Annotated in this window: 25 protein-coding genes; 17 read left to right on the top strand and 8 right to left on the bottom strand. The window is 69.7% G+C overall.

The genetic code is table 11. The features are described from left to right. On the bottom strand, positions 1–397 hold a 397-nt coding region (locus tag JOL79_RS10665; RefSeq protein ID WP_307848475.1), incomplete at its 3' end, for an AAA family ATPase. A 275-nt stretch (positions 398–672) separates the two neighbouring features. On the opposite strand from JOL79_RS10665, the gene JOL79_RS10660 reads away from it, so the two are divergent. Next, positions 673–3,519, top strand: coding sequence for a hypothetical protein (locus JOL79_RS10660; protein WP_210155554.1), 2,847 nt, complete (start codon positions 673–675; stop codon positions 3,517–3,519). A 25-nt stretch (positions 3,520–3,544) separates the two neighbouring features. On the opposite strand, the gene JOL79_RS10655 is transcribed toward JOL79_RS10660, so the two are convergent. Next, complete coding sequence (locus JOL79_RS10655) at positions 3,545–4,111, bottom strand: helix-turn-helix domain-containing protein (protein WP_307848474.1); 567 nt, start codon at positions 4,109–4,111, stop codon at positions 3,545–3,547. A gap of 58 nt (positions 4,112–4,169) precedes the next feature. Here JOL79_RS10655 and JOL79_RS10650 point away from each other — a divergent pair, with 58 nt between their 5' ends. Beyond that, positions 4,170–5,510 carry an alpha/beta hydrolase family protein gene (locus JOL79_RS10650; protein ID WP_230984536.1) on the top strand — a complete coding sequence of 447 codons (1,341 nt, stop codon included), beginning with the start codon at positions 4,170–4,172 and terminating at the stop codon, positions 5,508–5,510. Here the strand turns inward: JOL79_RS10650 and JOL79_RS10645 are convergent. Beyond that, entirely contained in the window at positions 5,502–6,488 is a 987-nt protein-coding gene (locus tag JOL79_RS10645) for a phosphotransferase (protein WP_210155553.1), read from the bottom strand. The genes JOL79_RS10650 and JOL79_RS10645 overlap by 9 nt on opposite strands. Positions 6,489–6,660: 172 nt before the next feature. Between JOL79_RS10645 and JOL79_RS10640 the strand changes: the two genes are divergently transcribed. The 5 genes from JOL79_RS10640 (at position 6,661) to JOL79_RS10620 (ending at position 11,764) form a co-directional block, all read left to right on the top strand. Continuing rightward, positions 6,661–7,323, top strand: a complete 663-nt coding sequence (locus JOL79_RS10640) for a response regulator transcription factor (protein ID WP_210155552.1) — start codon at positions 6,661–6,663, stop codon at positions 7,321–7,323. Beyond that, positions 7,320–8,435 carry a sensor histidine kinase gene (locus JOL79_RS10635; RefSeq protein ID WP_210155551.1) on the top strand — a complete coding sequence of 372 codons (1,116 nt, stop codon included), beginning with the start codon at positions 7,320–7,322 and terminating at the stop codon, positions 8,433–8,435. The genes JOL79_RS10640 and JOL79_RS10635 overlap by 4 nt, the downstream gene beginning before the upstream one ends. Before the next feature lie 79 nt (positions 8,436–8,514). Beyond that, positions 8,515–9,483 carry an ABC transporter ATP-binding protein gene (locus JOL79_RS10630; protein WP_210155550.1) on the top strand — a complete coding sequence of 323 codons (969 nt, stop codon included), beginning with the start codon at positions 8,515–8,517 and terminating at the stop codon, positions 9,481–9,483. Beyond that, complete coding sequence (locus JOL79_RS10625; RefSeq protein ID WP_307848473.1) at positions 9,480–11,009, top strand: DUF1349 domain-containing protein; 1,530 nt, start codon at positions 9,480–9,482, stop codon at positions 11,007–11,009. Before JOL79_RS10630 ends, JOL79_RS10625 begins: the two co-directional genes overlap by 4 nt. Beyond that, on the top strand, positions 11,006–11,764 hold the full coding sequence (locus JOL79_RS10620; RefSeq protein WP_210155549.1) for an ABC transporter permease subunit: 759 nt from the start codon (positions 11,006–11,008) through the stop codon (positions 11,762–11,764). Before JOL79_RS10625 ends, JOL79_RS10620 begins: the two co-directional genes overlap by 4 nt. A 27-nt stretch (positions 11,765–11,791) precedes the next feature. Here JOL79_RS10620 and JOL79_RS10615 read toward each other — a convergent pair whose 3' ends face one another. Further along, positions 11,792–13,396 (bottom strand): ABC-F family ATP-binding cassette domain-containing protein, encoded by a 1,605-nt coding sequence (locus JOL79_RS10615; protein ID WP_307848472.1) that lies wholly within the window; start codon positions 13,394–13,396, stop codon positions 11,792–11,794. A gap of 118 nt (positions 13,397–13,514) precedes the next feature. Here JOL79_RS10615 and JOL79_RS10610 point away from each other — a divergent pair, with 118 nt between their 5' ends. Next, complete coding sequence (locus JOL79_RS10610) at positions 13,515–14,225, top strand: TetR/AcrR family transcriptional regulator (protein WP_210155547.1); 711 nt, start codon at positions 13,515–13,517, stop codon at positions 14,223–14,225. A gap of 186 nt (positions 14,226–14,411) precedes the next feature. On the opposite strand, the gene JOL79_RS10605 is transcribed toward JOL79_RS10610, so the two are convergent. The 4 genes from JOL79_RS10605 to JOL79_RS10590 all read right to left on the bottom strand — a co-directional run bounded on the left by JOL79_RS10605 (position 14,412) and on the right by JOL79_RS10590 (position 17,540). Beyond that, on the bottom strand, positions 14,412–15,146 hold the full coding sequence (locus JOL79_RS10605; protein WP_210155546.1) for a hypothetical protein: 735 nt from the start codon (positions 15,144–15,146) through the stop codon (positions 14,412–14,414). A 152-nt stretch (positions 15,147–15,298) separates the two neighbouring features. After that, on the bottom strand, positions 15,299–16,120 hold the full coding sequence (locus JOL79_RS10600) for an alpha/beta fold hydrolase (protein ID WP_210155545.1): 822 nt from the start codon (positions 16,118–16,120) through the stop codon (positions 15,299–15,301). Positions 16,121–16,139: 19 nt separating this feature from the next. Further along, a complete protein-coding gene (locus JOL79_RS10595) occupies positions 16,140–16,709 on the bottom strand; it encodes a DJ-1/PfpI family protein (RefSeq protein WP_210155544.1) in 570 nt (189 codons plus the stop codon). 87 nt (positions 16,710–16,796) lie between these two features. Next, a complete protein-coding gene (locus JOL79_RS10590; protein ID WP_210155543.1) occupies positions 16,797–17,540 on the bottom strand; it encodes a GntR family transcriptional regulator in 744 nt (247 codons plus the stop codon). A 452-nt stretch (positions 17,541–17,992) separates the two neighbouring features. Here JOL79_RS10590 and JOL79_RS10585 point away from each other — a divergent pair, with 452 nt between their 5' ends. The 9 genes from JOL79_RS10585 to JOL79_RS10545 all read left to right on the top strand — a co-directional run bounded on the left by JOL79_RS10585 (position 17,993) and on the right by JOL79_RS10545 (position 26,559). Further along, on the top strand, positions 17,993–19,348 hold the full coding sequence (locus JOL79_RS10585) for an extracellular solute-binding protein (RefSeq protein WP_210155542.1): 1,356 nt from the start codon (positions 17,993–17,995) through the stop codon (positions 19,346–19,348). Then, positions 19,345–20,295 carry a carbohydrate ABC transporter permease gene (locus JOL79_RS10580; RefSeq protein ID WP_210155541.1) on the top strand — a complete coding sequence of 317 codons (951 nt, stop codon included), beginning with the start codon at positions 19,345–19,347 and terminating at the stop codon, positions 20,293–20,295. Before JOL79_RS10585 ends, JOL79_RS10580 begins: the two co-directional genes overlap by 4 nt. Then, on the top strand, positions 20,295–21,206 hold the full coding sequence (locus JOL79_RS10575; protein ID WP_210155540.1) for a carbohydrate ABC transporter permease: 912 nt from the start codon (positions 20,295–20,297) through the stop codon (positions 21,204–21,206). The genes JOL79_RS10580 and JOL79_RS10575 overlap by 1 nt, the downstream gene beginning before the upstream one ends. After that, positions 21,206–22,273: an ABC transporter ATP-binding protein gene (locus JOL79_RS10570; protein WP_210155539.1), complete on the top strand. Its 1,068-nt coding sequence runs from the start codon at positions 21,206–21,208 to the stop codon at positions 22,271–22,273. Before JOL79_RS10575 ends, JOL79_RS10570 begins: the two co-directional genes overlap by 1 nt. Continuing rightward, a complete protein-coding gene (locus tag JOL79_RS10565; protein ID WP_210155538.1) occupies positions 22,273–23,346 on the top strand; it encodes an ABC transporter ATP-binding protein in 1,074 nt (357 codons plus the stop codon). The genes JOL79_RS10570 and JOL79_RS10565 overlap by 1 nt, the downstream gene beginning before the upstream one ends. Positions 23,347–23,381: 35 nt before the next feature. Next, positions 23,382–23,549, top strand: coding sequence for a hypothetical protein (locus JOL79_RS10560; protein WP_210155537.1), 168 nt, complete (start codon positions 23,382–23,384; stop codon positions 23,547–23,549). Positions 23,550–23,625: 76 nt separating this feature from the next. After that, complete coding sequence (locus JOL79_RS10555; RefSeq protein WP_210155536.1) at positions 23,626–25,086, top strand: NAD-dependent succinate-semialdehyde dehydrogenase; 1,461 nt, start codon at positions 23,626–23,628, stop codon at positions 25,084–25,086. Then, positions 25,083–25,322 carry a hypothetical protein gene (locus tag JOL79_RS10550; protein WP_210155535.1) on the top strand — a complete coding sequence of 80 codons (240 nt, stop codon included), beginning with the start codon at positions 25,083–25,085 and terminating at the stop codon, positions 25,320–25,322. Before JOL79_RS10555 ends, JOL79_RS10550 begins: the two co-directional genes overlap by 4 nt. 1 nt (position 25,323) lies before the next feature. Continuing rightward, positions 25,324–26,559: an iron-containing alcohol dehydrogenase gene (locus JOL79_RS10545; protein WP_210155534.1), complete on the top strand. Its 1,236-nt coding sequence runs from the start codon at positions 25,324–25,326 to the stop codon at positions 26,557–26,559. The last annotated feature ends 203 nt before the right edge of the window (positions 26,560–26,762 follow it).

Genomic DNA, 26,762 nt, shown 5'->3' with positions numbered 1-26,762 from the left:
CATCGATCACACAGAGCAGCGGACTCCCTTCCGAAGCGTCCGACAGCAAACTCAGCACCGCCAGCCCGACCAGGAACCGTTGAGGCGGCGTTCCCCCTCGCATCCCGAACACCGTCTCCAGCGCCTCGCGCCGCGGCGCGGGAAGGTTCGCCCGCCGATCCAGCAGCGGCGCACATAACTGGTGCAAGGTGGCGAAGGCCAGTTCCATCTCGGACTCGACACCGGCCGCGCGCAGCACCCGCATGCCGGTCGCCGAGCTCTCCACATACTCCAGCAGCGCCGACTTCCCGACCCCGGGCGCGCCGTGCACGACGAGCACGCGGCTCTCTCCCATGCGGACAGCCGCGATCATCTGATCGAGGAGAGCGCACTCCGCCACCCGTCCGACCAGCTCCACACTCCTATCGTGCCCGTCGCCCCGCCCTTGTCGGCCCACGGCCCCCGCCCTATATCCCGATCGCCCGATTCTGCATACACCGGCGACGCACGTCAGGCCAAGCTCGCGAAAACTTCGCTATCAATGGGATCGCATGCACCTGGGAGAACACCTGTCCCAGGCCGGCCGGGGCGCTCACACCCATTGACTCGGAACGTTCCAAGGCCCAGCATCATGGGCGTCGCCGCCCTCGTCGTACGACCGTCTCCGCGCATGCACCCCCCAGGAGGAATTCCATGTCGATGATGCAGAGCGAGCCTTCGACAGGCGCGACATTGCCGGAAAGCTGGCACGCGTTCGCCGCGAAGCCGGACACGAGCACCGCGAAAGCGGTGGCGAAGGAGCTGGAAGTAGGCACGAACCCGACCAGGACGCTCGCGTCCGTGGCCCTGATCGCGCAGACGCTGGCCAAGCGCTCGGCGCGCGAGCGGAGCGCGATGTCGCGGCTCCTGGCGACCGAACTCGGCGGCGACATCGCCCTCGGCTTCCTGAGAGAGACCGCCGCGGTTCCGCTGGCCACGCAGGAGACGCCGAAGAAGCAGGCGGTGCCGCAGCACGACGACGTGCGCCACCGCCTCGATCTCCTGGAGCCGGAGGTCTCCGAGAAGCTGCCCGAGAAGACCGAGGGCGGCCGCGACTGGCGGACACTCGACGCCCTCGACCTCGCCGCGGCGGGCAAAGTCACCGTCGACCTGGTCGAGCTCGCGGAACACGTCGACGATGTCCGCGACGCGTCGTCGATCGGCCACCTCGGCGAGGTGCTCCGGCTCGTCAACTCCATCGGCCGCAGCGACACGTCGTACTCGAAGACTCGCCGCGCCGACGTCGCCAAGACGGTGAAGGTGCAGGGGACGACGCAGGAGCACATCGTCGAGCAGATCGGGTTCCGCGCGGCGCAGACCCAGCGCGCCGACAAGGGCGGACTGTGGGCCCAGAACGAGAGCGCGGTCACCTACTGGCGCACGAACTTCCGGTCGTCCGCGCAGAAGTTCGTGGAGAGGCTGCAGGTGCGGGAGAAGCCGGGCCCGGGAGACCGGCTGGTCAACAGCCCGCGTGTGCTGCACAAACTCAGGATGATTCTGAGTGAGGAGGAGCTGACCAAGCTCGCCGTCAGACCGCTCGTGGGAACGTCGGGCGTCAGCGTGCTGAGCGGCACCGACAAGATCACAAGCATCGACTGGGACCACGTTCTGCGGGAGCTCGGCGCGACGCCCTCGGCGTACCAGCTCTACGAGCTCATCGACGCGGAGAACACCGCGCCGCTTCCGGACTACACGGTCGACACCCAGGCCGACCTCATACAGCTCATCACGTGCAGCCCGTTCTCCCGCCTGCAGGAGATGGCGCGCGGCAAAAGGGAGCTGGCGCCGGTGTGCGCCATGGTCGAGCACCTGGTGCTGGGCCTCACCGACAAGCTCGGCCCGTCGCGCTTCGACGCGCTGACCGCCAACGCCCTGGCCTCGCTGAGCCGGCTGATCGGCATCGTCGTGGAGAACGAGGCCAACCCGTCGGTGGCGATGCGCGCGGTCGACCTGATGATGGACGAGATCGGCATCGTGGTCGCCGTGGGCAAGTACTACACGTGGAGCGACTATCGGAAGACGATGCGGAACGTCCTGCTGGAGCGGGCGCCGAGCATCAGGCCGCTGGTCGAGAAGGAGCGGATCGAGCTCAGCAGCCACCTCATGACGAGTGGCATGGACGCGCTCGGGACGGCGGTCTACATCGCGCTGGCGTCACGGCACCACGAGGATGTCGCGCGTTCCACCGAGGAGATCGACTACTACGAGACCGGGGAGCTGCTCGGCAAACTCAAGAAGGGCGAGACCGCCTCGCCCCGCAAGGACGTCCTGATCGCGGCCCTGAACCCGAGCACACCGGCCGTCGTGCCATCGGCGGAAGGGCTCGCGTCCGACGTGCTGAAGCGCCTGGAGACGTACAAGAAGGGTGAGGCGCCGTTCGCGCTGATCGTCGACTCCACCATCGAGGTCGCGCCGGAATCGCCCGGCGGCAAGACCCAGCTCGAAGTGCTCCTCGACCGCCTGAAGGACGCCGTCGCCGACGGCCGCCTGGAGGTCTTCCTGTGCAAGAGCTTCCAGAAGTACGCCTCGTTCGGCACGGGCAAGGTGGCCGCCGGTGATCTCACGATGCTGTCGATGAAGGGCAACCTCGAGTCCGCGTACGCGCGGTCGGAGGCGCTGCTGCAGGACCTCAACCTCGATTTCATCCGGCACGACGAGTCGCAGCTCGTGGTGCACATGCTCAGGCACGGACATCGCGACGAGCTGGAGCTGGTGCGCAGCGCCGCCAGGAACGCCAAGTTCGTGGACGAGTTCTGCTGGCCGATCGGCCGGTCGGATCTCAGGCAGGGGACTCCGTACGTGGAGGGCATCCCCCTGCTCATGCGGTCGACGCCCACCGGCGACGTCGACGAGCTGTTCAAGAAGCTCGTCACGATCGACTGGCGTGACAGCTTCTCGTTCCTGCGGACGTCCTACGTCGGCGACATCCCGAGGGTCGGCGACGTCTCCGGGAAGTTCGTGCGGATCAACACCGGCCACGAGCCGAAGGAGTCGATGGTCGAGTACTTCTACGCGTTCGGCCACCTGGCGACCAGCACGCCACCCGGCGCGACGGTGCCGAGCGAGACGCAGGTCGATCTCGCCGCGCTGACGGTCGACCGGGTCAGGGAACACCTGGAGGCACTGAAGCTCCTCAGGGACGAGGAGCATGCCCGCATCGCGCGGTATCGGAACAGCATCGTGGCGTCGTACTGCGCGTTCGCGGCCCAGATCGTGAAGTCCACGGAGACCGTGATCCCGTTGATCATCGGTTTCTTCGGGCAGCCGGCGGGACGCGTCACGATCGAGACCCAGCGGTATCTCGCCGACGTGCTGATCTCGTACATGCGGGGCAGGACCTTCGACCCCGAGCCCGCCACCCTCACCGCGCTGTATCGCGCCGCGGTGGTTCTCCCCGGATGGCGGATCAGGCGCATCGCCGGAGGACTCCAGCTCGGCGGGATCGGCGATTCCGAAGAGGCGAGGCGGCTGCGCAACTTCATCGCATCGATCAGGAAGTGATCGCCGCCTCGTTCCGCGACCTCGCTTACTCGTCCTCAGTCCGTGCTGACCCTGAGTCTGTGGGCGGCGGCTCGACCGGGAAGAAGATGGGGCTGAGCAGGTACTGCGAGCGATCCGGCGTCGGCTGGTTGGCGAGCAGCGGCCAGATCACGCGACGCAACTCACTGATCGTTTTCTCCAGTTCGTCGCGGCTGAGCCAGACGGCGTGCTGCCGGTAGCCGACGAGATCCGCCACCGGGTCGGCGTCCTGACGGTCGAGATAAGCGTTGAACTCGGCGACCAGGACGGCCACCGAGGTGGCGAACACGCGCCGATGGTCGTCGGGCGACATGGCCGCCAGCGCCTCGGGGTCGACGGCGGTGCGGGCATGGCGGAGCCGGTAGCGGCGTTCCACCGCCCCCCGCACCCGCCTCTCCCCCGCCACTTCCAGGACTCCGTGGTCCACGAGCAGGTCGACGTGCCGATAGACCATCGCCTTCGAGACGTCGGGGATCCGGGCGCACAGCTGGGTGGTGGTGAGTTGCCGCCCGCCGCACATCGCGTGCACGATGCGCAGCCGGACCGGGTGCGCCAGCAGTTCCAAGGTGTCCACCGGTCGACATTCTCATGCCATGCTACCGTTCGCAAAATAGTAGAAGGGTGGCCCTGGCATGATGGTGGGAATGGACCCGGCGGCGATCGCCGTGGCGGTGGTCGAGCTGACGCGCCATGGGCGTTTCGCGGAGGTCGAGGAAAGGTTCGCCGCGCCGCTGCGTGCCGTGGTGTCCGCGCAGACGCTGCGCGTCGACTGGGAGAGCCTGATCGCCAGGGCCGGGGCGGTGTCCGCGCTCGGGGCGCCGGTGAGCGAGCCGGTCAGGGCGGGGCTGGTCCGGGTGAGCGTACCGGTGACGTGTGAGCGCGGCGGCGTGACGGTGGTCATGTCGGTCGACGATGCCGGACTGCTGCAGGGCCTGCGGCTGGCGCCCGCACTCACCGCGCGGTGGACGCCGCCGCCCTACGTTCGCCGCAGGAGGTTCGACGAGTGCGAGGTCACCGTGGGCTCCGGCTCGCTGGCGGTCCCCGGCACGCTGAGCGTGCCGCGTGGGCGTGGGCCATGGCCCGGCGTGGTGCTGCTCGGCGGCGGCGGGCCGTTCGACCGGGACGGGACGAGCGGCCCCAACAAGCCGCTCAAGGACCTGGCCTGGGGGCTGGCCGGCCGCGGTGTCGCGGTGCTGCGCTTCGACAAGGTGACCTGCGCCCACGCCGGCCAGGCGGCGGCACGGCCGGACTTCACGATGAGGGACGAGTACGTTCCGCACGCCGTCGCGGCCGTGCACCTGCTCCGGAATCACCCGGCCATCGACGGATCGAGGGTGCACATCGCGGGCCACAGCATGGGCGGCAAGGTCGCTCCGCGGGTCGCCGCCGCCGAGCCGTCGGTGGCGGGACTGGTGCTCCTGGCCGCGGACACCGAGCCCATGCACCGAGCCGCCGTGCGCGTCGTCCGCCATCTGGCCACGGTCGATCCCGGACCGGCCGCCCAGGCCGCCGTCGAGACGATCACCCGGCAGGCCGCACGCGTCGACAGCCCTCACCTGTCGGCGGCCACTCCTGCCGCGGAACTGCCGTTCGGTTACTCGGGGGCGTACTGGCTGGACCTCCGCGATTACGACCCGGTGGCGACCGCGGCCACCCTGGACAAGCCGATGCTCATCCTCCAAGGTGGACGCGACTATCAGGTGACCGTGGCCGACGACCTGGCGGGCTGGCAGGCGGGCCTCGCGCACCGGCCCGACGTCACCATCCGCGTCTACGAGGCCGACGACCATCTGTTCTTCCCCGGCTCGGGGCCGTCGACGCCCGCGGACTACGAGGTGCCGGGGCACGTCGACGCGGCCGTGGTCGCCGACATCGCCGACTGGCTGGCACCCCGCCGGTCCCCCATGGCGAGACTCATGGCCTTCACCAGCCGCGTCGTGGCGTTCGCAGGCCGCATAGCGGTTTCACGGTAGGAGCGCCAGCGCCTCAACGGCGTTGTGCTCGGCGATCGACCGCATGAACGACCGGTCGGGGAAGTCTCCGTCGAGGAGGCGCAGCGGACCGGCCACCAGCGACAGGCGCATCGCGAGCATGAACAGATCGAGGCGTTGCGGATCGAGACCGGGCTGGGACAGTGCCCCGTATCGCTCACCGAAGCGGAGCTGGAGGAAGACGTGCTCCCACTCCACGTCGAAGTACATCAGGCCCTCGATGTCGATCAATACGGCGTGCCCGTCACCGTCGACCAGGACGTGATCAGGACCCAGCTCTCCGTGGATCAGCCCGTACTCCGCGCGGGGGGCCACCCGCGCAGCCAGTTCCCGCAGCCGGTCGCCCAACGCCCCGGCTTCTGCCGCTATCCTGCCGTCCCGGTCCGCTGCCTCCTCCAGATCCCGCAAGGCACGTTCGAGCACCAGAGCCTCGCACGAGGCGCCGCCCGTTGTGACGCCCTGCTCCAGCAGGTCGACCCGGCCGTACTGGGGGCAGTGGTGGCGGTGCATCACCGTGAGCATCCCGGCGAGGTCGCCCAGGGCGGCCGCCGCGCGCGCGGGATCGGTTTCGAAGAGCCCCTCGAGCGTGCCGCCACCGACATCCTCGACCACGGCGCCATCGGCCCGATAGCGGTGTCGGCTGTCGTCGGCCAGGAGTAGTCGCGGAACCCGCACTCCCAGCCTGTCCAGGCTCCGCTGCGCGGCCAGGAAAGGCACCAGTCCGGACGCCGGCGCGAGCGGGCCGGCGCTGGCGGCCTCTTCCGCGGCGGGCCAGAAGTTCTCCGTCTCGGCCCAGCTGTACACGACCACACTGGCCACGCCGGCTCCGTCGACGTGGACCCGGTACACCCCCTTCTTGCTCCCCCCGCGCAACCGGTCCACTCCGACAACACGGCATCCCGAGCCGAACGCCTGACGTACAAGTCCGGACAGGTCTTCGATCTCCGCGAATCTCCGCATCCTCACAACCTAGCGAAGGCGTCGAGACGCGCGCGCCGACGATCGCGGCGGCGGCGGGCTCAGCCGGGGCGCGGTGGCTGCGACCCGGCTGCGACCGGGGGTCTGGCATCGTGAGAGACATGGCACCTGAACGCGGCCGCCCCGCCCGCACGACGGCCGGCGGTGAGCGGCGGTGAGGATCCTCGTCGTCGAGGACTTCGAGGTCCTCGCGCGCTCCATCGGGACCGGGCTGCGCCGCGAGGGCATGGCCGTCGACGTCGTCCTCGACGGAACCGCCGCCCTCGACCGCCTGGCCCTCACCCGCTACGACGTGGTGATCCTCGACCGCGACCTGCCCGGCGTCCACGGCGACGAGATCTGCAGGCGACTCGCCCACGGCCGCTGCGAGACCCGCGTACTGATGCTCACCGCCTCCGGCACGATCGAGGACCGCGTCGACGGGCTCAGCCTCGGCGCCGACGACTACCTGCCCAAGCCGTTCGCGTTCGCCGAACTCGTCGCCCGCGTCCGCGCCCTGGCCCGACGCGCCACCCCGCCGATCCCGCCCACCCTGGCATGCGGGGACATCACCCTTGATCCGGCCCGTCGTATCGCCTCCCGGGCCGGCCGGCGCCTGGACCTCAGCCCCAGGGAGTTCGCCCTGCTGGAATGCCTGCTCGCCGTGCCCGGCCTGGTCATCTCCGCCGAGGAGCTGCTCGAACGTGTCTGGGACGAGGCCGCCGACCCCTTCAGCAGCGCTGTCAAGCACACCATGCACCGATTGCGGGCCAAGCTCGGCGACCCGCCCGTTATCGAGACCGTCCGCGAAGGCGGCTACCGCATCGGATCGCCATGACCACCGGGCGGCTCACCAGGAAGTCCTTGCAGAAGCGGCTCGCGCTCGCCTACGCGGCGGGCATCTACGCCGCCGGGGTCTTCGTCCTCGTGTTCGTCGACGTGCCGCTCGCCGGCGTCAACGCCACCAGACCCGCGGGCCGCTCCTCATCGAGCGCGATCACCGAGGCCCCTCCCGGGATCGGCCTGCCCCAGCTCCTCGCGGGCTCGGCCGTCGCCCTGGTCGTTCTGATTCCCGTCGCCCTGGCTCTCGGCTGGTTCGTCGCCGGCCGGTTCCTGCATCCGCTGCGGGCCATCACCGCCACCGCCCAGATCATCTCCGCCGGAAACCTGCACCGGCGCCTCGACCTCGGCGAGCCCACGGACGAGCTGACCGAGCTCGGCCACACCCTTGACGACCTGTTCGCCCGCCTGCAGGCGTCCTTCGACGCCCAACGCCACTTCGTCGCCAACGCCTCCCACGAGCTGCGCACCCCTCTCGCGGGCCAGCGCACCCTCCTTGAGGTCGCCCTCGCCGACCCCGACGCCGACGCCGGCACCCTGCGCTCGGCCTGCCGGGAGGCCCTCGCTCTCGGCGGACACCAGGAGCGGCTCGTCCAGGCACTGCTCGCCCTGGCCACCAGCGAGCGCGGCGTGACCCGCTGGGACACCCTCGACCTCGCCCACGTCGTCGAAGGAGTGCTCGCCTCCCGCCGTGACCAGGCCACGGAGGCAGCCGTCGAGCTCGCCGAAGATCTGACGCCCGCAGTCACCGCCGGCGACCCGAAACTGATCGAGAGCCTCGTCGCCAACCTCGTCGACAACGCCATCCGCCACAACCACCCGGGCGGGCGCGTCCAGGTCACCGCGACGACCTCGGGCACGCGGGCGGCCCTTACGGTCACCAACAGCGGGCCGGTCGTTCCCGGCGACCAGATCCCGCGCCTCTTCCAGCCCTTCCAGAAGCTGGCGGCTGATCGAAGCGGCCGGCGCGACGGCTACGGCCTCGGCCTCGCCATCGTCCATGCGGTCAGCGAAGCACACCACGCCACACTCACCGCCCGCGCACGCCCCGAAGGCGGCCTGTCCATCACCGTGCGGTTCGCGGACGGATCTCGGCCGAGCCATCCCTGACGGTGCCAGATCACCGGTCGCGGCGCGGTCGCGGCGGTTGCGACCCGGCTGGAACCGGGTGCCGCGTACAACCGTCGGCATGAGTCCATCTTCCAACCGTGAACTCGCCGCGAGCGGCGGACCGGGGATCGTCGTGACCGGGCTGCGCAAGCGGTACGGGGCGACCCTGGCCCTCGACGGCATGTCCTTCTCCGTTCGCCCGGGGCTGGTGACCGGCTTTGTGGGGCCGAACGGGGCCGGGAAGTCCACCACGATGCGGGTGATTCTCGGCCTGGACGCGGTCGAGGAGGGCACCGCGCTGATCGGGGGCCGGCCCTACCTCGGTCTCCGGCGCCCGCTGAACCATGTCGGTTCGCTGCTGGACGCGGCGGCGCTGCACCCCGGCCGCAGCGGGCGCAACCACCTGCTGTGGCTGGCGCATGCGCAGGGCTTGGCCGCGCGGCGGGTCGACGAGGTGATCGAGCTGGTCGGCCTGACCTCGGCGGCCCGGCGCAGGGCCGGCGGCTACTCGCTTGGCATGCGCCAGCGGCTCGGGATCGCCGCGGCTCTGCTGGGTGACCCGCCGAACATCATGCTGGATGAGCCGTTCAACGGCATGGACCCCGACGGCATCATCTGGATGCGCGGATTCCTGCGGTCGCTGGCCGCTGCGGGCCGCGCCGTGCTGGTCTCCAGCCACCTGATGAGCGAGGTGCAGGACACGGCCGATCACCTCGTCGTCGTGGGGCGTGGCAAGGTCATCGCCGACGCCGGCGTGGCCGAGCTGATCGCGGCCGTCTCCGCGGGCCGGGTGACGCTGCGCACCACGGCCGTGACGCACGCGATGAGCGTGCTCGCGCAGGCCGGCGCGACCGTGGCGGCCATCGGCCGCGACACCGTGGCCGTCTCCGGCCTGCCCGCGGACCGGATCGTGACGCTGCTCAACGCGAGCGCGGTGCCGTTCTCCGAGGTGTCGGCGCACCGCGCCACCCTTGAGGACGTCTACCTCGAGCTCACCCGCGAGGCGGTCGAGTTCCGCGCCGCCACGCCCAGCGAGGTCTCACGGTGACCCCGGCCGTTACGACTCGCCAGCCCAGCCAACGGGCCGGGCACGACGGCTTCCTCCAGTCGCTGCACGCGGAATGGACCAAGTTCCGCACGGTCGCGGGCTGGGTGACCGGCATGGTGGTGGCGGCGCTGATGGTGGTGCTGTTCGCCGTGCTCGCCGGCGTCAGCAGCGATCAGAAGGGCGCACCACCTGTTCCGATCGGACCGGGCGGTGAACCGGTCACCGACAGCTTCTACTTCGTGCACCGGCCGATGGCGGGAAACGGCAGCGTCACCGTCTCCGTTTCCGCGCTCACGAGCAGCATCCCCGAGCGTCCCGGGGATCTGCGGGCCGGGCTCGTGCCGTGGGCGAAGGCCGGGCTCATCGTCAAGGAGAGCACCCGCCAGGGATCGCCCTACGCGGCGATCATGGTGACCGGCGGGCACGGCGTGCGGATGCAGGACAACTACGTCGACGACACGGCGGGCCTCCCAGGACCCGTCTCCGCCGCGGCCGTCCGCAGGCTGCGGCTGGACCGCTCGGGCGACGCGATCACCGGATACGCCTCCGCCGACGGCACGCACTGGATCAAGGTGGGCGCCGCGCACGTGAGCGGGCTCGGAGCGACCGTACAGGTCGGGCTGTTCGTGGCATCTCCGCCTGTCGTGGACGGCATGGGCACGCGCGGCAGCGTGTCCACGGCCACCTTCGGGGATCTTCGCGTCCAGGAAAGCGCAGCCGGTGGTGACTGGACCGGTGACCAGGTGGGAGCCAGATCCCCGAGCTTCGCCGGCTACCCGGCGAACACGTCGGGTTCGTTCTCGGAATCCGGCGGCCGGTTCACGGTGACCGGCGCCGGCGACATCGCGCCCGCCGTCCGCGAGACGCTGCCGACCGGCGGCACCCTCGGGGAGATCCTCACCGGCACGTTCGCCGCGCTGGTCGCGGTGATCGTCGTGGGGGCGCTGTTCATCACCACCGAATACCGGGAGAACCTGATCCACGTCACCCTGGCCGCCGGCCCGAGACGGAGCCGGGTGCTGGCCGCCAAGGCGATCGTGCTGGGGGCCGTCACCTTCGTCGCCGGGCTGGCGGGCGCGCTCGTCGCCGGTCCGCTCGGCGAGCGGCTCGCCCGGGCCAACGGCGTGTACGTCTTCCCGGTGACGCCCGCGACCCAGTTGCGGGTGGCGCTCGGGACCGCGGCGCTGCTCGCGATCGCCTCGATCCTGGCCCTCTGCGTCGGCGTCATCGTCCGGCACGGCGCCGGCGCGGTGACCGCCGTCATCGTGGCCGTCGTGCTGCCCTACATCCTGACCGCCGTCCCGTTCATGCCCGCGAGCGTGGCCAACTGGCTGGCCCGGGTGACGCCGGCCGCGGCCTTCGCCGTCCAGCAGACACTTGTGCGGTATGACCAGGTCGCGAGCATTTATACGCCGTACAACGGCTATTACCCGTTGGCGCCGTGGGCGGGGTTCGCGGTCCTGGCCGGTTACGCGGGTGTGAGCCTGATCGTGGCCGCCGTCCTGCTCCGCAGGAGGGACGCGTGAGACCGGCCCTGCACGCGGAATGGACGAAGATACGAACCGTCGCCGGCCCGCTGTGGCTGCTGCTCGGCACCGTCGCGGCGACGGTGGCGCTGGGCGCCGGGGCGACTTCGGTGGCCGGTTGCACGCCCACCGGCTGCGGAGGTGACACGACCAGGCTCAGCCTCATGGGCGTCTATCTCGGTCAGGCGCCGGTCGTCATCCTGGCGGTGCTGGTGATCAGCGGTGAGTACGCCTCGGGCATGATCCGCACCTCCCTGACGGCGGTGCCGCAGCGGGTCACCGTCCTCGCGGCCAAGGCCGTCACGCTCACCGGAGTCGTGGCCGTCGCCGGAACCGTCGCCGTTCTCGGGTCGCTGCTCGCCGGGTGGCTCATCCTGCCCGGCCCCGGCCGCCAGGCACTGTCCTCCGCCGAGGGGCCGACGCTGCGAGCGGCCGCCGGGACGGTCCTCTACCTGATGCTGATCGCCCTGCTCAGCCTCGGTGTCGCGACCGCCGTGCGGGACTCCGCCACCGGCATCGGGGTCGTCCTCGGCCTCCTCTACGTCGTCCCGATCGTGTCCCAGATTGTCGGCGATCCGTACTGGCAGCGCCTGCTCCAGAAGATCGCACCGATGAGCGCCGGGCTCGCCGTCCAGGCCACCACCAATCTCCGCAGCCTGCCCGTCAGCCCCTGGGCCGGTCTCGGCGTGACCGCCGGGTGGGCCGTCGTGGCGCTGTCGGCCGGCGCCCTGCTCCTGCGCACGCGGGACGCCTAGCACCTTCGCTGTCACTGCTGACCTGCGCTAACCCCATACGGGGGCGGCGCTCTCGTAGACGGCTCCGTCGGCGCCGAAGATGAGGAAACGGTCGAAGTCGGCGGCGAACCAGCGGTCATGGGTGACGGCCAGCACAGTTCCGGCGAAGGACGCGAGGCCCTGCTGCAGGGCCTCGGCGCTGGCGAGGTCGAGGTTGTCGGTCGGTTCGTCGAGCAGCAGCAAGGTGGCCCCAGACAGCTCAAGCAGCAGGATCTGCAGCCGGGCCTGCTGTCCACCGGACAACGTCTCGAACCGCTGGCCTGCGGCCGGCGCGAGCTCGTAGCGCGCGAGCGCCGCCATGGCCTCGTTGAGAGTGAGGGCACGCCCGGCCAGCACCACTTCGGCGGGCGTCCGGCCGTGGAGTTCCGGCCTGACGTGGGTCTGCGCGAAGTGGCCGGGCACCACCCGGGCGCCCAGCCGTACGGAACCGCTGTGGCGGATGGAGGGCACCGCGCCGTCCGCCGCTTCGGCCAGCAACCGCAGGAAATGTGATTTGCCCGAGCCGTTGGAGCCGAGGACGCCGACGCGCTCGCCGTATCGGATTTCGGCGTCGAACGGCCGCATCAGCCCGGTGAGCTCCAGGGCTTCGCAGATCACGGCGCGTTTGCCGGTCCGGCCGCCGCGCAGCCGCATCCGCACGTTCTGCGGCCTGGGCGGGCGCTCGGGTGGGCCGGCTTCCTCGAACCGCTCCAGCCGTGTGCGGGCGGCCCGGTAGGCGGAGGCCAGCGCGTCGTTGTTGGCCGCCGTCTGCCGCAGGGTCTGCACCAGGCGCTTGAGCTTGGTGTGCTCCTCGTCCCAGCGGCGCCGCCGCTCCTCCAGCCGGTCGATCCGATTCCGCCTGCCCTCGGCGTACGTGGCGAAGCCTCCTCCGTGGACCCAGACGCCGCGCGACTCCACGGTCACGATCCGGTCCATGGCGTCGGCCAGCAGCTGCCGATCGTGCGAGACCAGCAGCACGGTCTTGGCGGTGGCGCGCAGCTGATCCTCCAGCCATCGCTTGGCGGGCACGTCGAGGTAGTTGTCCGGCTCGTCCAGCAGCAGCACCTGATCCGGGCCGCGCAGCAGGGCCTCCAGAACGAGGCGTTTCTGCTCGCCACCCGACAGGGTGCCCACCGGCCGGCCGCGCACCACGTCATAGGGCAGGCCGAGAGCCACTGTCGTGCACGTGTCCCACACCACCTCCATGTCGTAGCCGCCGGCGTCGGCGTAGTCGCTGATCGCCTGCGCGTACGCCAGTTGCGCCGCCTCGTCGTCGCGTGCCGCCAGCGCCGCCTCCGCCCGCGCCAACTCGGCCGCGGCGGCGCGGACCCGGTCGGGGGCCGCGGACAGCAACAGGGCGTGCAGGGTCCGGTCGTCCCGGACGCCGCCGATGAACTGCCGCATCACCCCCAGACCGCCCGAGCGGCTGACCCGGCCGTCGTCCGGCCGCAGATCTCCGGCGATCAGTCGCAGCAGGGTGGTCTTGCCCGCGCCGTTCGGCCCGACCAACCCCGCCTTGACGCCGTCACCGACGCGGAACGACACCTCGTGAAGAAGCAGTCGCCCGTCCGGCAGCACGTAGGTGAGCCGGTCGACCTCGACATGTCCCGCCACCGCGCTCCTCCCCGCCGGTCCGGGCCCTCGCGGCCGGATCGACGTTCTGGTGACCGGATCATTGATCCAGTGCTCGAACACCATACTAGACTCGCCTGAGAACGATCAGGAGGGCGAGATGGCGGCGAAACACTCGGGGTCGGCAGGGGACGTGTGGCTGCGGCGGCCCGCGCGGGCGGCGCGCGAGGCGCCGCCGCTCAGTCGCGACCGAATCGTGCGCGAGGCCGTGGCTCTCCTGGACGAGGAGGGCGCCGGCCGGCTGACCATGCGGCGGCTCGCCGAGCGCCTCGGCACCGGCTCGACGACGCTCTACTGGCATGTGAAGACCAAGGACGACGTCCTCGACCTGGCCCTGGACGCGATCTTCGCGGCGGTGGAGATCCCGCGCCCGGGCGCTCAGGACTGGCGCGCGGGCGTCACCGCGCTGATCAGCGGATGGCGTGCGGTCCTGCTCGAACATCCCTGGTCGGCGGCGCTGCTCGGCCGTCCCATGCTGGGCCCCAACGTGCTCGCCCGCAGTGAGTTCCTGTACGCCACTCTCGTAGGTGCCGGGGTCACCGAGCCGCACCTGACCGCCGCCGCGTACGGCCTGTCCAACTACGTCATCGGTTCGGCGCTCATGCAGGCGACCTGGACGGCCCAGGAGGAGGATGCGCCACGGCAGGCCGCGCGGGAATTCCTGCGTGACAACCGCGACCGATACCCCGTGCTCGCCACGCATGGGCCGCTCACCGGGGACAGCGACTGGGACACCAGTTTCGCCCTCGGCCTGGCGTGGCTCCTCGACGGCATCGGATCTGATGAGCAGCGGACCGAAAGGGCCCCCTGAGCCCGGGAGTAGCCCCCGCCGGCTGCCGGTTCGCCCGGGTCGGCACGCTCCGCCACCGTCCCCCGTACAGCGGCGAGTCGGGTCCGACGGCATGGACGACGACCGTGTCGCCGGCACGTACCGAAGAGCTGGGAGGCCGGGCCCGCGCCGCACGGCTGGCAGGTCACGGTCACCGTCCCGCAGTAGTTACCAGGCCCGGGCCCAGGACGGGGACGGTGCCGGCGCAGGGGTCAGGCCGTTCAGATCGCGGGACCAGGTCTCCACCCAGGTGCCGGACCGCCGCTCGACGATCTTCACGGCGCCCTGGTGGGTGGCCACGAGCAATCGCCCCCGGCCATCCCAGTCGGCCCAGGCCGCCTCGGGCAGCGGCGTGCGCCCGCCCTCGGCGTCCTCACGCAGGTAGTGTGGGCTCCCGGTACGCGCGGTGATCAGTGCGTGCTCGCCACCCGGCTGGACGCGCCGCAGGAGTCCCGACGCTCCCGTCAGGGGCCGCCATCCGTCACGGCGGCGGGTCAGGGTCCCTACCGTGGCGCCGTATGGATAGCGGCCGTGAAATGGGCGCTCGTCCATGGACGCGGAGATCGTCAGGCTGTTGTCGGCGGCGAACTCGCACCCGCCCGTCCAGGTGCCGTGGGTGTGCCAGGCGGCGAGCGCGGTGAGCCAGGGGGTCTTCGACACGGCGAAGTAGGTGTCCCACGGGTGCCGCCCGTGGCCGAGCGCGAAGTACCCGAGCAGCTTCCCGTCCGGCGAGAGGGCACTGCGGCCGGGATAGAGCATCCCGCGCAGCCACGCGCCGGAGCTCAGCTCACCGGACTGCAGATCCCATGCCAGCAGGTGCCACCACGCCGACGGCCCACGGCGCATGATCACGGCCGTCGGCGCGGCTGCGGCAGGGAGAACGTACAGGCGGCAGGGCGTCACCGCATCCCCTCGCTGAGCGATCGAGGTGAAAATCCACCTCTGGTTCTTCCCACCCAGCAGCGCGACTGCACGATCGCGGTCCTGTCGTTGCGCGGATCACGCCTGCTCCATGCTGATCTGCTTGAGCACGGGCTGCGGACCTGTCGCAGCAATCAGTGACCTCGTTCCCGGCCGAGGAAACACGACAGGAGCCGCCTGAAGTCGTGCGGGTGCTCGAGCGCCGGCACGTGCCCGCATCGGCCGAACACGTGCAGACGGACATCGGCCAGGTGTTCGAGCAGGGGCAGGGCTGCCGTCCCGAGCGGGGTGACTCGGTCATCGGCGCCGTGGACGAGCAGCACGGGCGCGCGGATCCCTGCCAGCGTTTGCGCCGAGAGGGTGAGGTCATCGGCCCAACGTGCCCTGGGTGGAGGGAACAACGACGCGTATGCGGCCGCCCCCGCTCGCATCGCGGCTGCACGGGCGGCGACGGCCGACTCGGTCACGAGCGCTTGGTCGAAGACGAGGCGACTCAACATGTCTCGTGCCCCGAGTGGGCCGGCGGGGGCGGCCCAGACCGCGTCGAGCCCGGCGGACAGCGGCGCCCCGGGGGCGCCCATCGTCGAGACCGCCACGACACGGGTGACCTGCTCGGGACGCGCGGCCGCCAACGCCAGCGCCACGGCACCGCCCATGGAGTGACCCACCACGGCGTAGTGCTCGACACCGAGAGTATCCATCAGGCCCGCGGCCTGCTCCGTCCACAGCCGGAGCCCACCCCTGGAGCCCTCCGGGATCGGTGTACGGCCGAACCCCGCCTGGTCAGGAGCCACCACGTGCCAGGACGGGCCCAGCGCCTGTGCCGTCGTCGCCCAGGCTCCGGATCCGGTCGTACCGGGTCCGGAGCCGTGCAGCATCAGCACCGCAGGCCCGGTGCCGCTCTCCAGGATGTGGACGGGGGAGCCGTCGACTGTGACGGTCCGAAGTGTCGTCACCGGGACAGGCCAGGTGTGCTCATGCCGATGCGGAGCCGATGGACTTCGAGAAGACCTCCATCATGACCCTGCCGAACTGCGGCATGTCGGGCCATCCGCGGCAGGAGACGAGGTTGCCGTCGACGACGTCGGGAGCGTCGATGACCGTCGCGCCCGCGTTCTCCATGTCACCGGTGATGGGCGGGAAGCACGCCGTCTTCCGGCCCTTCAGCAGCCCGTACACGGCCGGAACCTGCGCGCCGTGGCACACCAGCGCGATCGGGAGGTTGCGCGCGAAGAAATGCTCGGTGATGCGCCTGACGTCGGCGTCGACCCGGATCCACTCGGGGGCACGTCCCCCAGGGATGATGAGGGCGTCATAGCGCTCGACGTCGACCTCGGCCCAGGGCACGTCGACCGGCAGCTTCCGGCCGTTCTTCTCCACGTAGGCGTCGGAGTTGGGGTCGAACTCGTGGATGACCAGCTGAACGTCACGCATCGTCCGTGACGAGACGTCAACGTCCCAGCCGCCCTCCTGCACGCGATAGTAGGGATACATGGTGTCGAGCTCCTCGGCGGCGTCGCCGGTAAGGAGCAGCGCTCTGGGCACCTGCTTCTCCTCGCATCTGAGGCGGGTGAGGTGGATCCGATCCGATCCGATCCGATTGCGTTAGCATTCCTCGGCCCAGCCCGCCCGTCAAGCCTTTACCGCCATTCCGTCCGAGCCCTTGACTTCGTCGAACAACCGTCGGAACCGCTCGCCGGACAGCAGGATGTGCCGACGCATGGCGTAGGCGGCGGCGTCGGAGTCGCGCGCGGCGATCGCGGCCAGAACCTCTTCGTGCTCGGCCATGGCCAAGTGAGTGACCTGGGTGTCGTGGAGAAGCCGGAACAGGTGCACGTGCGTGTGCAGGCGAGCGAGCGCTTCGCGGATGACCTGGTTCTCCGCGCTCAGGGCGACGAGATCGTGAAAGGCGGCGTCGCGTAGCCCGAAGGCGCCATAGGCCATGAGCCCGTTGCCCCCCTCCAGCTCCGCCATCTCCTCCAGCATTCGTCGCAGACCGGCTACCTGCTTCAGGGATGCGTGTTCGGCGGATCTGCGTGCCGCTGCCGGCTCGAGGAGCAGGCGGAGCTCAAGCATGTCCTCGAATCGCTGGCGGGTGATTTGGGGGGGAATGCGATAGCCGGCATGGGGCACACGCACGACCAGGCCCTCGGCCTCCATGCGGTTCAGAGCGTCTCGGATCGGCGTCTGCGAGACCCCCAGCTCTCGCGCCAGGACGTCGATCGTGACGCGGGAGCCAGGCTCGATCCGTAGCGACATCAGCTGTCCGAGCAGCGTGTCGTACACCTCGTCGGCAAGCCGGCCGCGAGATCTTCGCGGCGGCGTTCCGCCCGTCATGGCCCCCCGGCGCCGCGCGATCATCGCTTCGTCGTCCATCTTGACGTGAGGTCCTTTCTTACGTCTTCGGGAACCTGTTGACATCGGTCGCAACGCTGCGGGATGTTGACGCCCCCACTCGGATCGTATAGGAAAGGTGGCGGATGCCAGCCATCCTTCATCCATCGGGGAACCGTCCGCCATCGCTCCGCTTCGATCAGTTGGAGCTCCTATGAGCATGCTCGATGTCCTACTCGGTTCGCCGCCGGGCCGCACAAGGGCCGAAGGACCTCTCGACTGCTTGAAGCCCCATTACGTCGCGGCGTACTCGTGACGCCGGTCTGCGGGTCAGCCCCTGCGACAGCCGGCAACACGCCTGAACACCCCCCCACCAACTGCTCGGCGAAGCACGCAGTAAGGCTCCAGAGCTCCCCACCCAGAAAGCAGGCAAGAAGATGCCGTATCCCAAGCGAATAGGACCCGGTCGAAAGGTGCGGCTGGCGACGGCAGCCATGTTGGTTGCCACGACCATGGCGGCGTGCGGGCAGGACGACAGCGCGAATTCGAGCGCCCCCAAGGCACCGGCGACCATCCCGGAGCTCACCAAGGACCCGCTGACCCTCAGCTTCATCTGGTTCGACTGGCCCCCCGCTCACGCGCTGGAAGCCTTCGCGAACGCGGAGTACACCAAGGAGCGGCCGAACGTGACCATCAAGGTCAAGACCGTGCCGAACGCGAACTGGCACGACGCGATGTTCACGCAGTTCGCAGCGCACAAGACCGACTTCGACATCCCGATCCTGGACTCGCAACACATCGGCGAGGCCGTGACGAACGGCAACATCCTCGACATCACCGACTTCGTCAAGAAGAACATCGATGTCAAGGCCTACAACCCGTATCTCCTGGCGGCCTACGGCCAGTACCCCCAGGCGGAGACCGGGAAGCGCGACGAAAACGCCAGCCTGTACGGACTGCCGCTGCTCGGCGACACCTGGACGATGATCTACCGCAAGGATCTGATCGGCGACAAGCCACCGCAGACCTGGGACGAGATGATCTCAGTCGCCGAGAAGTGCCAGGCGGACCACCCTGGCGTCAGCGGGCTGGCTTTCCACCAGGCCAACGGCTCCGACGCCGCGGCCGTAACCTACAACACGGTCAACGGCATCTACGGCGGCAACCTCTGGGACGCCAAGACGCGCAAGATCGAGGGCGTCCTCAACGACGCTGCGGGCCAGGAGGCGATGGACGTCCTGGTCAACAAGATGAAGCCGCTGACCGCCAAGGGCTCCGGCAACTGGTTCATCGACGAGGTGAACGCGGCGGTCGCCCAGGGCAAGGCATGCATCGCGTTCAACTGGATCGCCGCGAGCGGCGGCCTGCTTGACCCGAAGCAGTCGACGCTCGGCACCACGCGGGAGCAGATTCTCGACAAGCTGGGTTTTGCCACCCTGCCGAGCGGCAAGACGAACCTGGTGCCTCTCGGCGGCATGGGGATGCACGTGTCGGCCTACTCCCCCAAGGCGAACCAGGCGGAGGCCCTGAACTTCATGAAGTGGTTCGAGCGGGCTGACATCCAGAAGAAGTGGGCCGCGGCCGGTGGCGTGCCATCGCGTACGGACGCCCTGGCGTCGCCCGAGTTCCTCAATGCCGGGCCGTTCAACCAGGTGTACGCCGACTCGGTCCCGCGGATGCGGGACATGTGGAATGTGCCCGAGTACGCGCGCCTCGTCGACATTGAGAACACCAACGTGAACGCGGCTCTCAACGGTGCGAAGAAGCCGAAGGACGCGCTCGACGACATCGCCAGGGAGCAGCAGAGCGTGCTCGACTCCAGCGGCCGCAAGGGCGGCGGCGGACTGTGAGTGACCCCGTCCCTCTGACGACCGACCACCCCGGGCAGGTGGCGTCCGCGACGCCGCCTGCACCGGGTCGGTCCCGCCACCTGAGCGACCGCTGGCTCGCCGTGGCCTTCATCTCCCCCGCGTTGCTGCTGTTGCTCGCAATGTCGGTGTTCCCGTTGCTGTGGGCGCTGTACCTGTCTTTCACCGACTACTCGGCCACCCGCGGGGGGCCGGCCCATTTCATCTGGTTCGGGAACTACACCGCCATCCTGGCTTCGGCGCAGGTCCACCTGAGGGCCCTGACGACGTTGATCTACGTGGTCGGCGCGGTCGCCCTGCAGACCGCGCTCGGTTTCTCCATCGCCTACCTGATCTCACGGCGCACGCACGGGCGAGGACTGCTGACCACTCTGTTCCTGGTTCCGATGATGCTGTCGCCGGTCGTGGTCGGGCTGTTCTGGCGATTCATGCTCGACGCGCAGTTCGGCGTGATCAACAGCATGCTCGGCTCGCTCGGCCTGGGGCAGGTGGAGTGGCTCACCCGGCAGCGAACGGCGTTGATTTCCCTGATCGTGGTCGACACCTGGCAATGGACGCCGTTCATCATGCTCATCGCACTTGCGGGCCTTACCGCGGTCCCCAAGTACTTGTACGAGGCCGCCTCGATCGACCGGGCGTCCGAGTGGTTCCGGTTCCGCACCATCACTCTTCCGCTGGTGTGGCCGCTGCTCCTCATCGCCGTGTTGTTCCGGGCCATCGAGGCCTTCCGGCTGTTCGACCTCGTCTACATCCTCACCAGCGGAGGCCCGGGGGTCTCCACCGAGACGTTGTCGTTCCACGTCTACAAGGTCGCGTTCCTGGGCTTCAACACCGGAACCGCCTCGGCGTACGGGATCCTCATGGTCCTCGTCGTCATCGTCCTGACGCAGCTCTACCTGCGCTACTTGAACAAGCTCAAGGAGGACTGATGGCCGTCTCCGTCGACGAGGCCGTGTCCACAGGTCCTGCCCGGGATCACACGCCCTCCGCGCGCCGCCTTGGCGGCCGGGGCCGCTCCGTGCTGGAGGTCGCGCTCCTGACCGTGCTGGCCGTCGTGATGCTCTTTCCGGTGCTGTGGATGATCGAGACGTCCATCAAGGAGAACCGGGACGTCTACGCCATCCCGGCCAAGTTCTTCGGCTTCAAGGTCACTCTGGACCATTTCAAGGACGTGTTCGCCGCTTCCGGCGGCGGTCGCTCGGCCTTGTCCGTCTCGTTCCTCAACTCCATCGTGGTCGCCGGGGTCTCCACGGCGCTGGCCACCGTGCTGGGGGTCCCGGCGGCGTGGGCCTACTCACGCTTCTCCGTGAAGGCCAAGAAGGACCAACTGTTCTTCATCCTGTCCACCCGCTTCATGCCGCCCGTGGTGGTCGTGATCCCGATCTTCCTCATGTACCGCCAAGTCGGACTCATCGACAACAAGCTCGGCCTGATCCTCATCTACACCGCCTTCAACGTCCCGTTCACGATCTGGATGATGAAGGGGTTCGTCGACGAGGTGCCCGCAGAGTACGAGGATGCCGCCATGCTCGACGGCTACACCCGCCTGCAGGCGTTCTGGAAATTCACCCTTCCCCTGCTCCTGCCCGGCATCGCCGCGACGGCGGTCTTCGCACTCATCTTCTCGTGGAACGAGTTCGTGTTCGCCATCTTCCTCACCTCCAGTGACAGCGTGCGGACGGCCCCACCCGCCATCGCCGGCCTCATCGGTGGAACCACTGTGGACTGGGGTCTCGTGGCCGCCGCCTCCGTAGTCTTCGCCCTACCAGTGCTCGTCTTCGCCTACCTGGTGCGCAAGCACCTCGTCGCCGGTGTGACGCTCGGGGCGGTGCGACGCTGATGGCGGGCATCGAGGTGACCGCCCTGCACAAGCGCTACCCGGACGGGACGGTCGCAGTTGAACACGTCGACCTGTCCATCGGCGACGGCGAGCTGTTCGTGATGCTCGGCCCTTCGGGCTGCGGCAAGACGACCACGCTGCGGGCCATAGCCGGCCTGGAGAGGCAGACGACGGGCGACATCCGCATCGGCGACACGCTGGTCAACGACCTGCCGCCCGCCGAGCGCGACATCGCCATGGTGTTCCAGTTCTACGCTCTCTACCCGCATCTGAGAACCCGCGACAACCTGGCGTTCCCACTGCGGGCCGAGGGACTGCCCAAGGCGGAGGTGCGCGAGCGGGTCGACGAGGCCGCCCGGCTGATGCGGCTCGGTCCGCTCCTGGACCGGCGACCGAACCGGCTGTCCGGCGGGGAGCAGCAGCGCGTCGCGCTTGCTCGCGCCCTGGTGCGACGACCGCGCGCATTCCTCATGGACGAACCCCTCACCAATCTGGACGCGGAGCTGAGGGCGGACATGCGCACGGAGATCAAGCACCTGCAGGGGGAGCTGGGGACGACGATGGTCTACGTCACCCACGACCAAGTCGAGGCGATGTCGCTCGGTCACAGAATCGCCATCCTCAACAAGGGCCGCGTCGAGCAGATCGGCACGCCGCTGGAGGTCTACGACCGTCCGGCGAGTCTTTTCTGCGCCGCATTCATCGGCTCCCCGCCGATGAACCTGATTGAGGTGGAGGTGGCCGACGGGAAGCTGCGCGGTCAGAGCGGACTGGTCCTCACGCCACCGCCAGGCCTGCCGCGCGACCGTCGCCTGGTCGCAGGCGTCCGGCCGGAGGCGCTGGAAGTCACAGAACCAGGGGCGGAACGTTCGGTCCCGGCCCGCGTGGTCTCGGCGGAGTGGCTGGGCGACGAAATCATCTACGTCGTCGACCACGGCGGCCAGCGCGACGTACGGGTTCGGATGCCATCGACTGTCCGTTTCGCCGCTGACGCACCGGTCGGGCTGCGGCACACCGGCGGCCCCCCGCCGGTCTACGACGTGAGCACGGAAGAGCTGGTGGCCTGATGGGAACCGTGGCAGTGCACGGGCTGTGCAAGTCCTTCGGTAAGGTCCAGGCCCTGGACGGGGTGACGCTGGATGTGCCGGACGGCTCGTTCTTCGTCGTGCTCGGGCCCTCCGGGGCAGGCAAGACGACGACCCTGCGAGCGATCGCCGGACTTGAGAAGCTTGACGCCGGGTCGGTGCATCTCGACGGGCGGGACGCGACCGGTGACGCTCCGGCCGCACGCGACCTGGCCATGGTCTTCCAGAGCTACGCCCTCTACCCGCGACGCACGGCGTACGAGAACATCGCTTCGCCGCTGCGGGCACGCCGCTGTTCTTCGAGCGAGATCGCCGCTGCCGTCGAGCAGATGTCGAGCCTGCTGCACATCGAACGTCTGCTGCAGCGTCGTCCCGCGCAGATGTCGGGCGGTGAGATGCAGCGTGTCGCCCTGGCCCGGGCGCTGGTCCGTCGCCCACGCGCGTTCCTCATGGACGAGCCGCTGACGAACCTCGACCTCAAGCTCCGCGTCGAGATGCGCACCGAGCTCACCCGCATCCATCGGAGCCTCGGGGCAACCTTCGTCTACGTGACCAACGACCAGGTCGAGGCCATGTCCATGGCCGACCGGGTCGCGGTCCTCAAGGAGGGGAAGGTGCAACAGGTCGGAACGCCGACCGAGGTGTACGAGCGTCCGGCCAACCAGTGGGTCGCAGGCTTCGTCGGGAGCCCGCGGATCAGCCTGCTCGCCTGCCGCGCCGAGGGAGATCGTCTGGTCGGGGAAGGCTGGACGCTGCCGCGGCCCCGCTGGACCACGGCTGAGGACGGTCGTCCGCTGCTGCTGGGCCTGCGCGCAGAGGACCTGTCCGTCGAGCAGCGTGGGGACGCGTCGTTGCCGGGTGAGCTCTACGGGCTTGAGCCGCTCGGTGACCGAACGGTGGTCGACGTCCGAGTGGGGACGGAGATCCTCAAGGTCAAGGCACGACCCACCGTCACCGGTACGCCGGGCGAGCGGCTGCATGTCACGGTCGACCTGGACCGTGCGCACCTGTTCGATGCGGGCACCGGGCTGGCGCTGTCCGAGGCCGGGAGGTAACCCCGCAGGGTGGCGACGTCAACATGCGCCCGTACGTGGAAATCGAGCCTCGGCGGACCGTCGCCGGTGAGCACGGCCTGACGACGCTGAAGCAGCCATGGCCCGAGAAGGCGGTCGGTGGCGCGGGGCATCGCCCTGCAGCCGGGGCCGAGGCCGCCACGTTCGGCCCGCTCGGCTACCTCGACGCCGACGAGGTCGTGTGACCCGTTCGTCCACGCGCGTGGCGCGATCGCTGAGGTCACGCCGGACATCACCAAGAACACCACAGGAGGCGACGCAATGAGTGACCCGATGAACGTCCTGGCCCCCGAGCACCGGCGGCTCCGTATTGGCGACGCCTGGCGCGACGCCGCCGGCGGAGCCACCTTCGCCGTCGAGGACCCGGCCACCGGCAAGACCATCGCCGAGGTGGCGGACGCCGGCGTCGTTGACGGGCTCGCCGCTCTGGACGCGGCGAGCCAGGCAATGGCGGAGTGGGCGGCGACCCCGCCGCGGAAGCGGTCAGAGTTGTTGACCGCGACCTACCGGGCACTGACCGAGCGATCCGAGGAGGTCGCCCGGCTGATAACGCTCGAGATGGGCAAGCCGCTCGCCGAGGCCCGGGGAGAGGTGGCCTACGGCGCCGAGTTCTTCCGTTGGTTCGCCGAGGAGGCGGTGCGCATCGAGGGGCGCTACAACACCGCTCCCGCTGGTGGATATCGCATCCTCACCGTGCCGAAGCCGGTCGGACCGTGCGTCTTCGTGACGCCCTGGAACTTTCCGCTGGCCATGGGCGCCCGCAAGATCGCTCCTGCGCTGGCGGCGGGCTGCACGACGATCACCAAGCCGGCAGCCCAGACGCCACTCACCATGCTGCTCCTGGCCCGCATCATGGAGGAGGTCGGCGTTCCCCCGGGCGTCGTCAACGTCGTGACGACCAAGCGTTCCGGCGAGGTGGTCTCAGCACTGCTGGCCGACCGCCGGACCCGCAAGCTCTCGTTCACCGGGTCGACCGAGGTCGGGCGCGTGCTGCTACGACAGGCGGCGGACAACGTGCTGCGCACCTCCATGGAACTGGGCGGCAACGCGGCCTTGATCGTGTGTGCCGACGCGGACCTGGACGTCGCGCTCGACGGTGCCATGGTGGCCAAGATGCGCAACATCGGGGAGTCCTGCATCGCGGCCAACCGAATCTACGTCGAGGAGCCGGTGCTCGAGGAGTTCACGACGCGCTTCGCCGAGCGGATGGGCGCGCTCTCGGTGGGCCATGGTCTCGACGACGGCGTGGACGTCGGGGCGTTGATCGACGAGGCCTCGGTCAACAAGATCGACGAGCTCGTCGCCGAGGCGGTCGATCGCGGCGCCCGTGTCCTGGTGGGCGGCGAGCGTCCGGATGGGCCGGGGCACTTCTACCCGCCTACGGTCCTCGTCGACGTGCCCGAAGGCGCGCCGATCCTGGAGGAGGAAATCTTCGGCCCGGTGGCGCCGATCATCTCGTTCACGTCCGACGACGAGGTGATGGCGAAGGCCAACGACACCGAGCACGGCCTGGTCGGATACGTCTTCACCCGTGACCTCCAGCGGGCGCTCCGGTTCACCGAGGGGCTGGAGACGGGGATGGTCGGCATCAACCGTGGTCTGATCTCGGACCCGTCGGCTCCGTTCGGAGGCGTGAAGCAGTCCGGGATCGGCAAGGAGGGGTCGCACGAGGGCATTCTTGAATACCTCGACGTCACCTACGCGGCGATCGACCTACCGTGACCGGCCTGCTGTTCCGGGTGCCCGCCGAGGATCGCCGCACCCTGTGCACACATGACCTGACCGGCCTCCACCCGTGGGGCGGGACCCGGGCCATGGTCGGCACGAATCCGCGGGCACCCGGGGACGCCGTCGGCTCCGCCGGTCTGCGCGCCACAGACGCGGCCGCCGTCCCGGTCTCGCAGGTGACCTGGACGTCCGCCCAGCAAATCACCGCCGACGTTCCAGAGAGGCACTGACATGCTTGAGACCGTCCGCGGACCACGCCAGCTGATAGTGGGCGAAGGGGTCGCGCAGAACATCCCACGAGTGGTGGCCGAGTGTGGCTCGCGAGTCCTCGTCGTGACCGACCGGGTTCTTCTGGGGCAGCCGGGCGTGGCCGAGATCGTGGCCGCCGTGCGGGAGAAGGTCGCAGCCGTCGGGGTGTTCGCCGACGCGACTCCGGACGTGCCGCTCTCCGATGTCGCCCTGGCCGTCTCGGTCGCCGCAGAGGTGGACGCCGACGTGATCCTCGCCATCGGGGGTGGCACGGTGATCGACCTCGGCAAAATCGTCGGCGTCATCCGGCGCCACGGTGGGACGCCGCGCGACTTCTACGGCGAGTCGAAGGTGCCGGGGCCGACGATTCCTCTCGTCGCGGTCCCGACGACGTCAGGCACCGGCTCCGAACTCACGCCCGTCTCGGTGTTGACCGACCCGGACCGCGAGCTGAAGGTGGGGGTCTCCAGCGTCCACATCGTGCCCGACTTCGCCATCGTCGACCCCGAGCTCACCTACTCCTGCCCCGCGTCCGTCACTGCACACTCCGGCATCGACGCGTTTTGTCACGCGGTGGAGAGCTACACCGCGCGACCCCGGGCTCACGGACCGCGTGACCCGGTGGAGCAGGTCTTCCTCGGCCGCAACCCGATCACCGATCACTACGCGCTCCTGGCCGCGGAGCGGATCGCCCGCAGTCTGCCCCATGTCGTCAGGGACGGAGGCAACAAGGACGCGCGCGCGGACATGTCCTATGGGTCCATGCTAGCCGGGCTCGCATTCGCCCACGCAGGCACCGCGGCTCCGCACGCCCTCCAGTACCCCATCGGCGCAGCCACCCACACACCGCACGGCCTGGGCGTCGGGCTGCTGCTGCCCTACGCGCTTGACGCGGCCAGGGACGCCATCGCCGACCGGTTGGCCATCCTCGCCAAGGTGTGCGGGCTCGACGTGACCGACGCCTCGGATGCCGAGGCCGCAGATACGTTCCTCACCTGGCTCGACGGGCTCCTTGCCGACATCGGCATCCCTGCCACCTTGGCGGACATCGGCGTGGCACGCGCCGACCTTCCGCGTTTCGCCGAGATGGCCGGTGGCGTCACCCGCTTGATCCAGAACCATCCAGGCCCGAGCGACACCGCCAGCCTGACCGCGATCCTCGAAGCTGCCTGGATCGGGGACCGGACCCGGCACGTCCTGACTCCGAAGCAGAGATAGCGACCAGCAGCGACACGATCAGCGCGAACGGCAGCATCTCGGTCAGCTCGGCCATCAGCGCGATCGTCTCCGCCGGCACGTCGTCCCCGCCGTCTCCAGGTAGCCCGCGCGACCGCGCGGGCACGAATGCTTGCGGCGCGCCGGCGGGGACCCGGCCCCTTCCCGGCTTCTCTGTTGACTCCGTCGCGATCACAACGGATGCT

It is taken from the genome of Microbispora oryzae (assembly GCF_017896165.1).
In the GTDB taxonomy this organism is placed as follows: domain Bacteria; phylum Actinomycetota; class Actinomycetes; order Streptosporangiales; family Streptosporangiaceae; genus Microbispora; species Microbispora oryzae.
The sequence above is the reverse complement of the archived record's forward strand: the minus strand, read 5'-3'. Positions and strand labels throughout refer to the sequence as shown.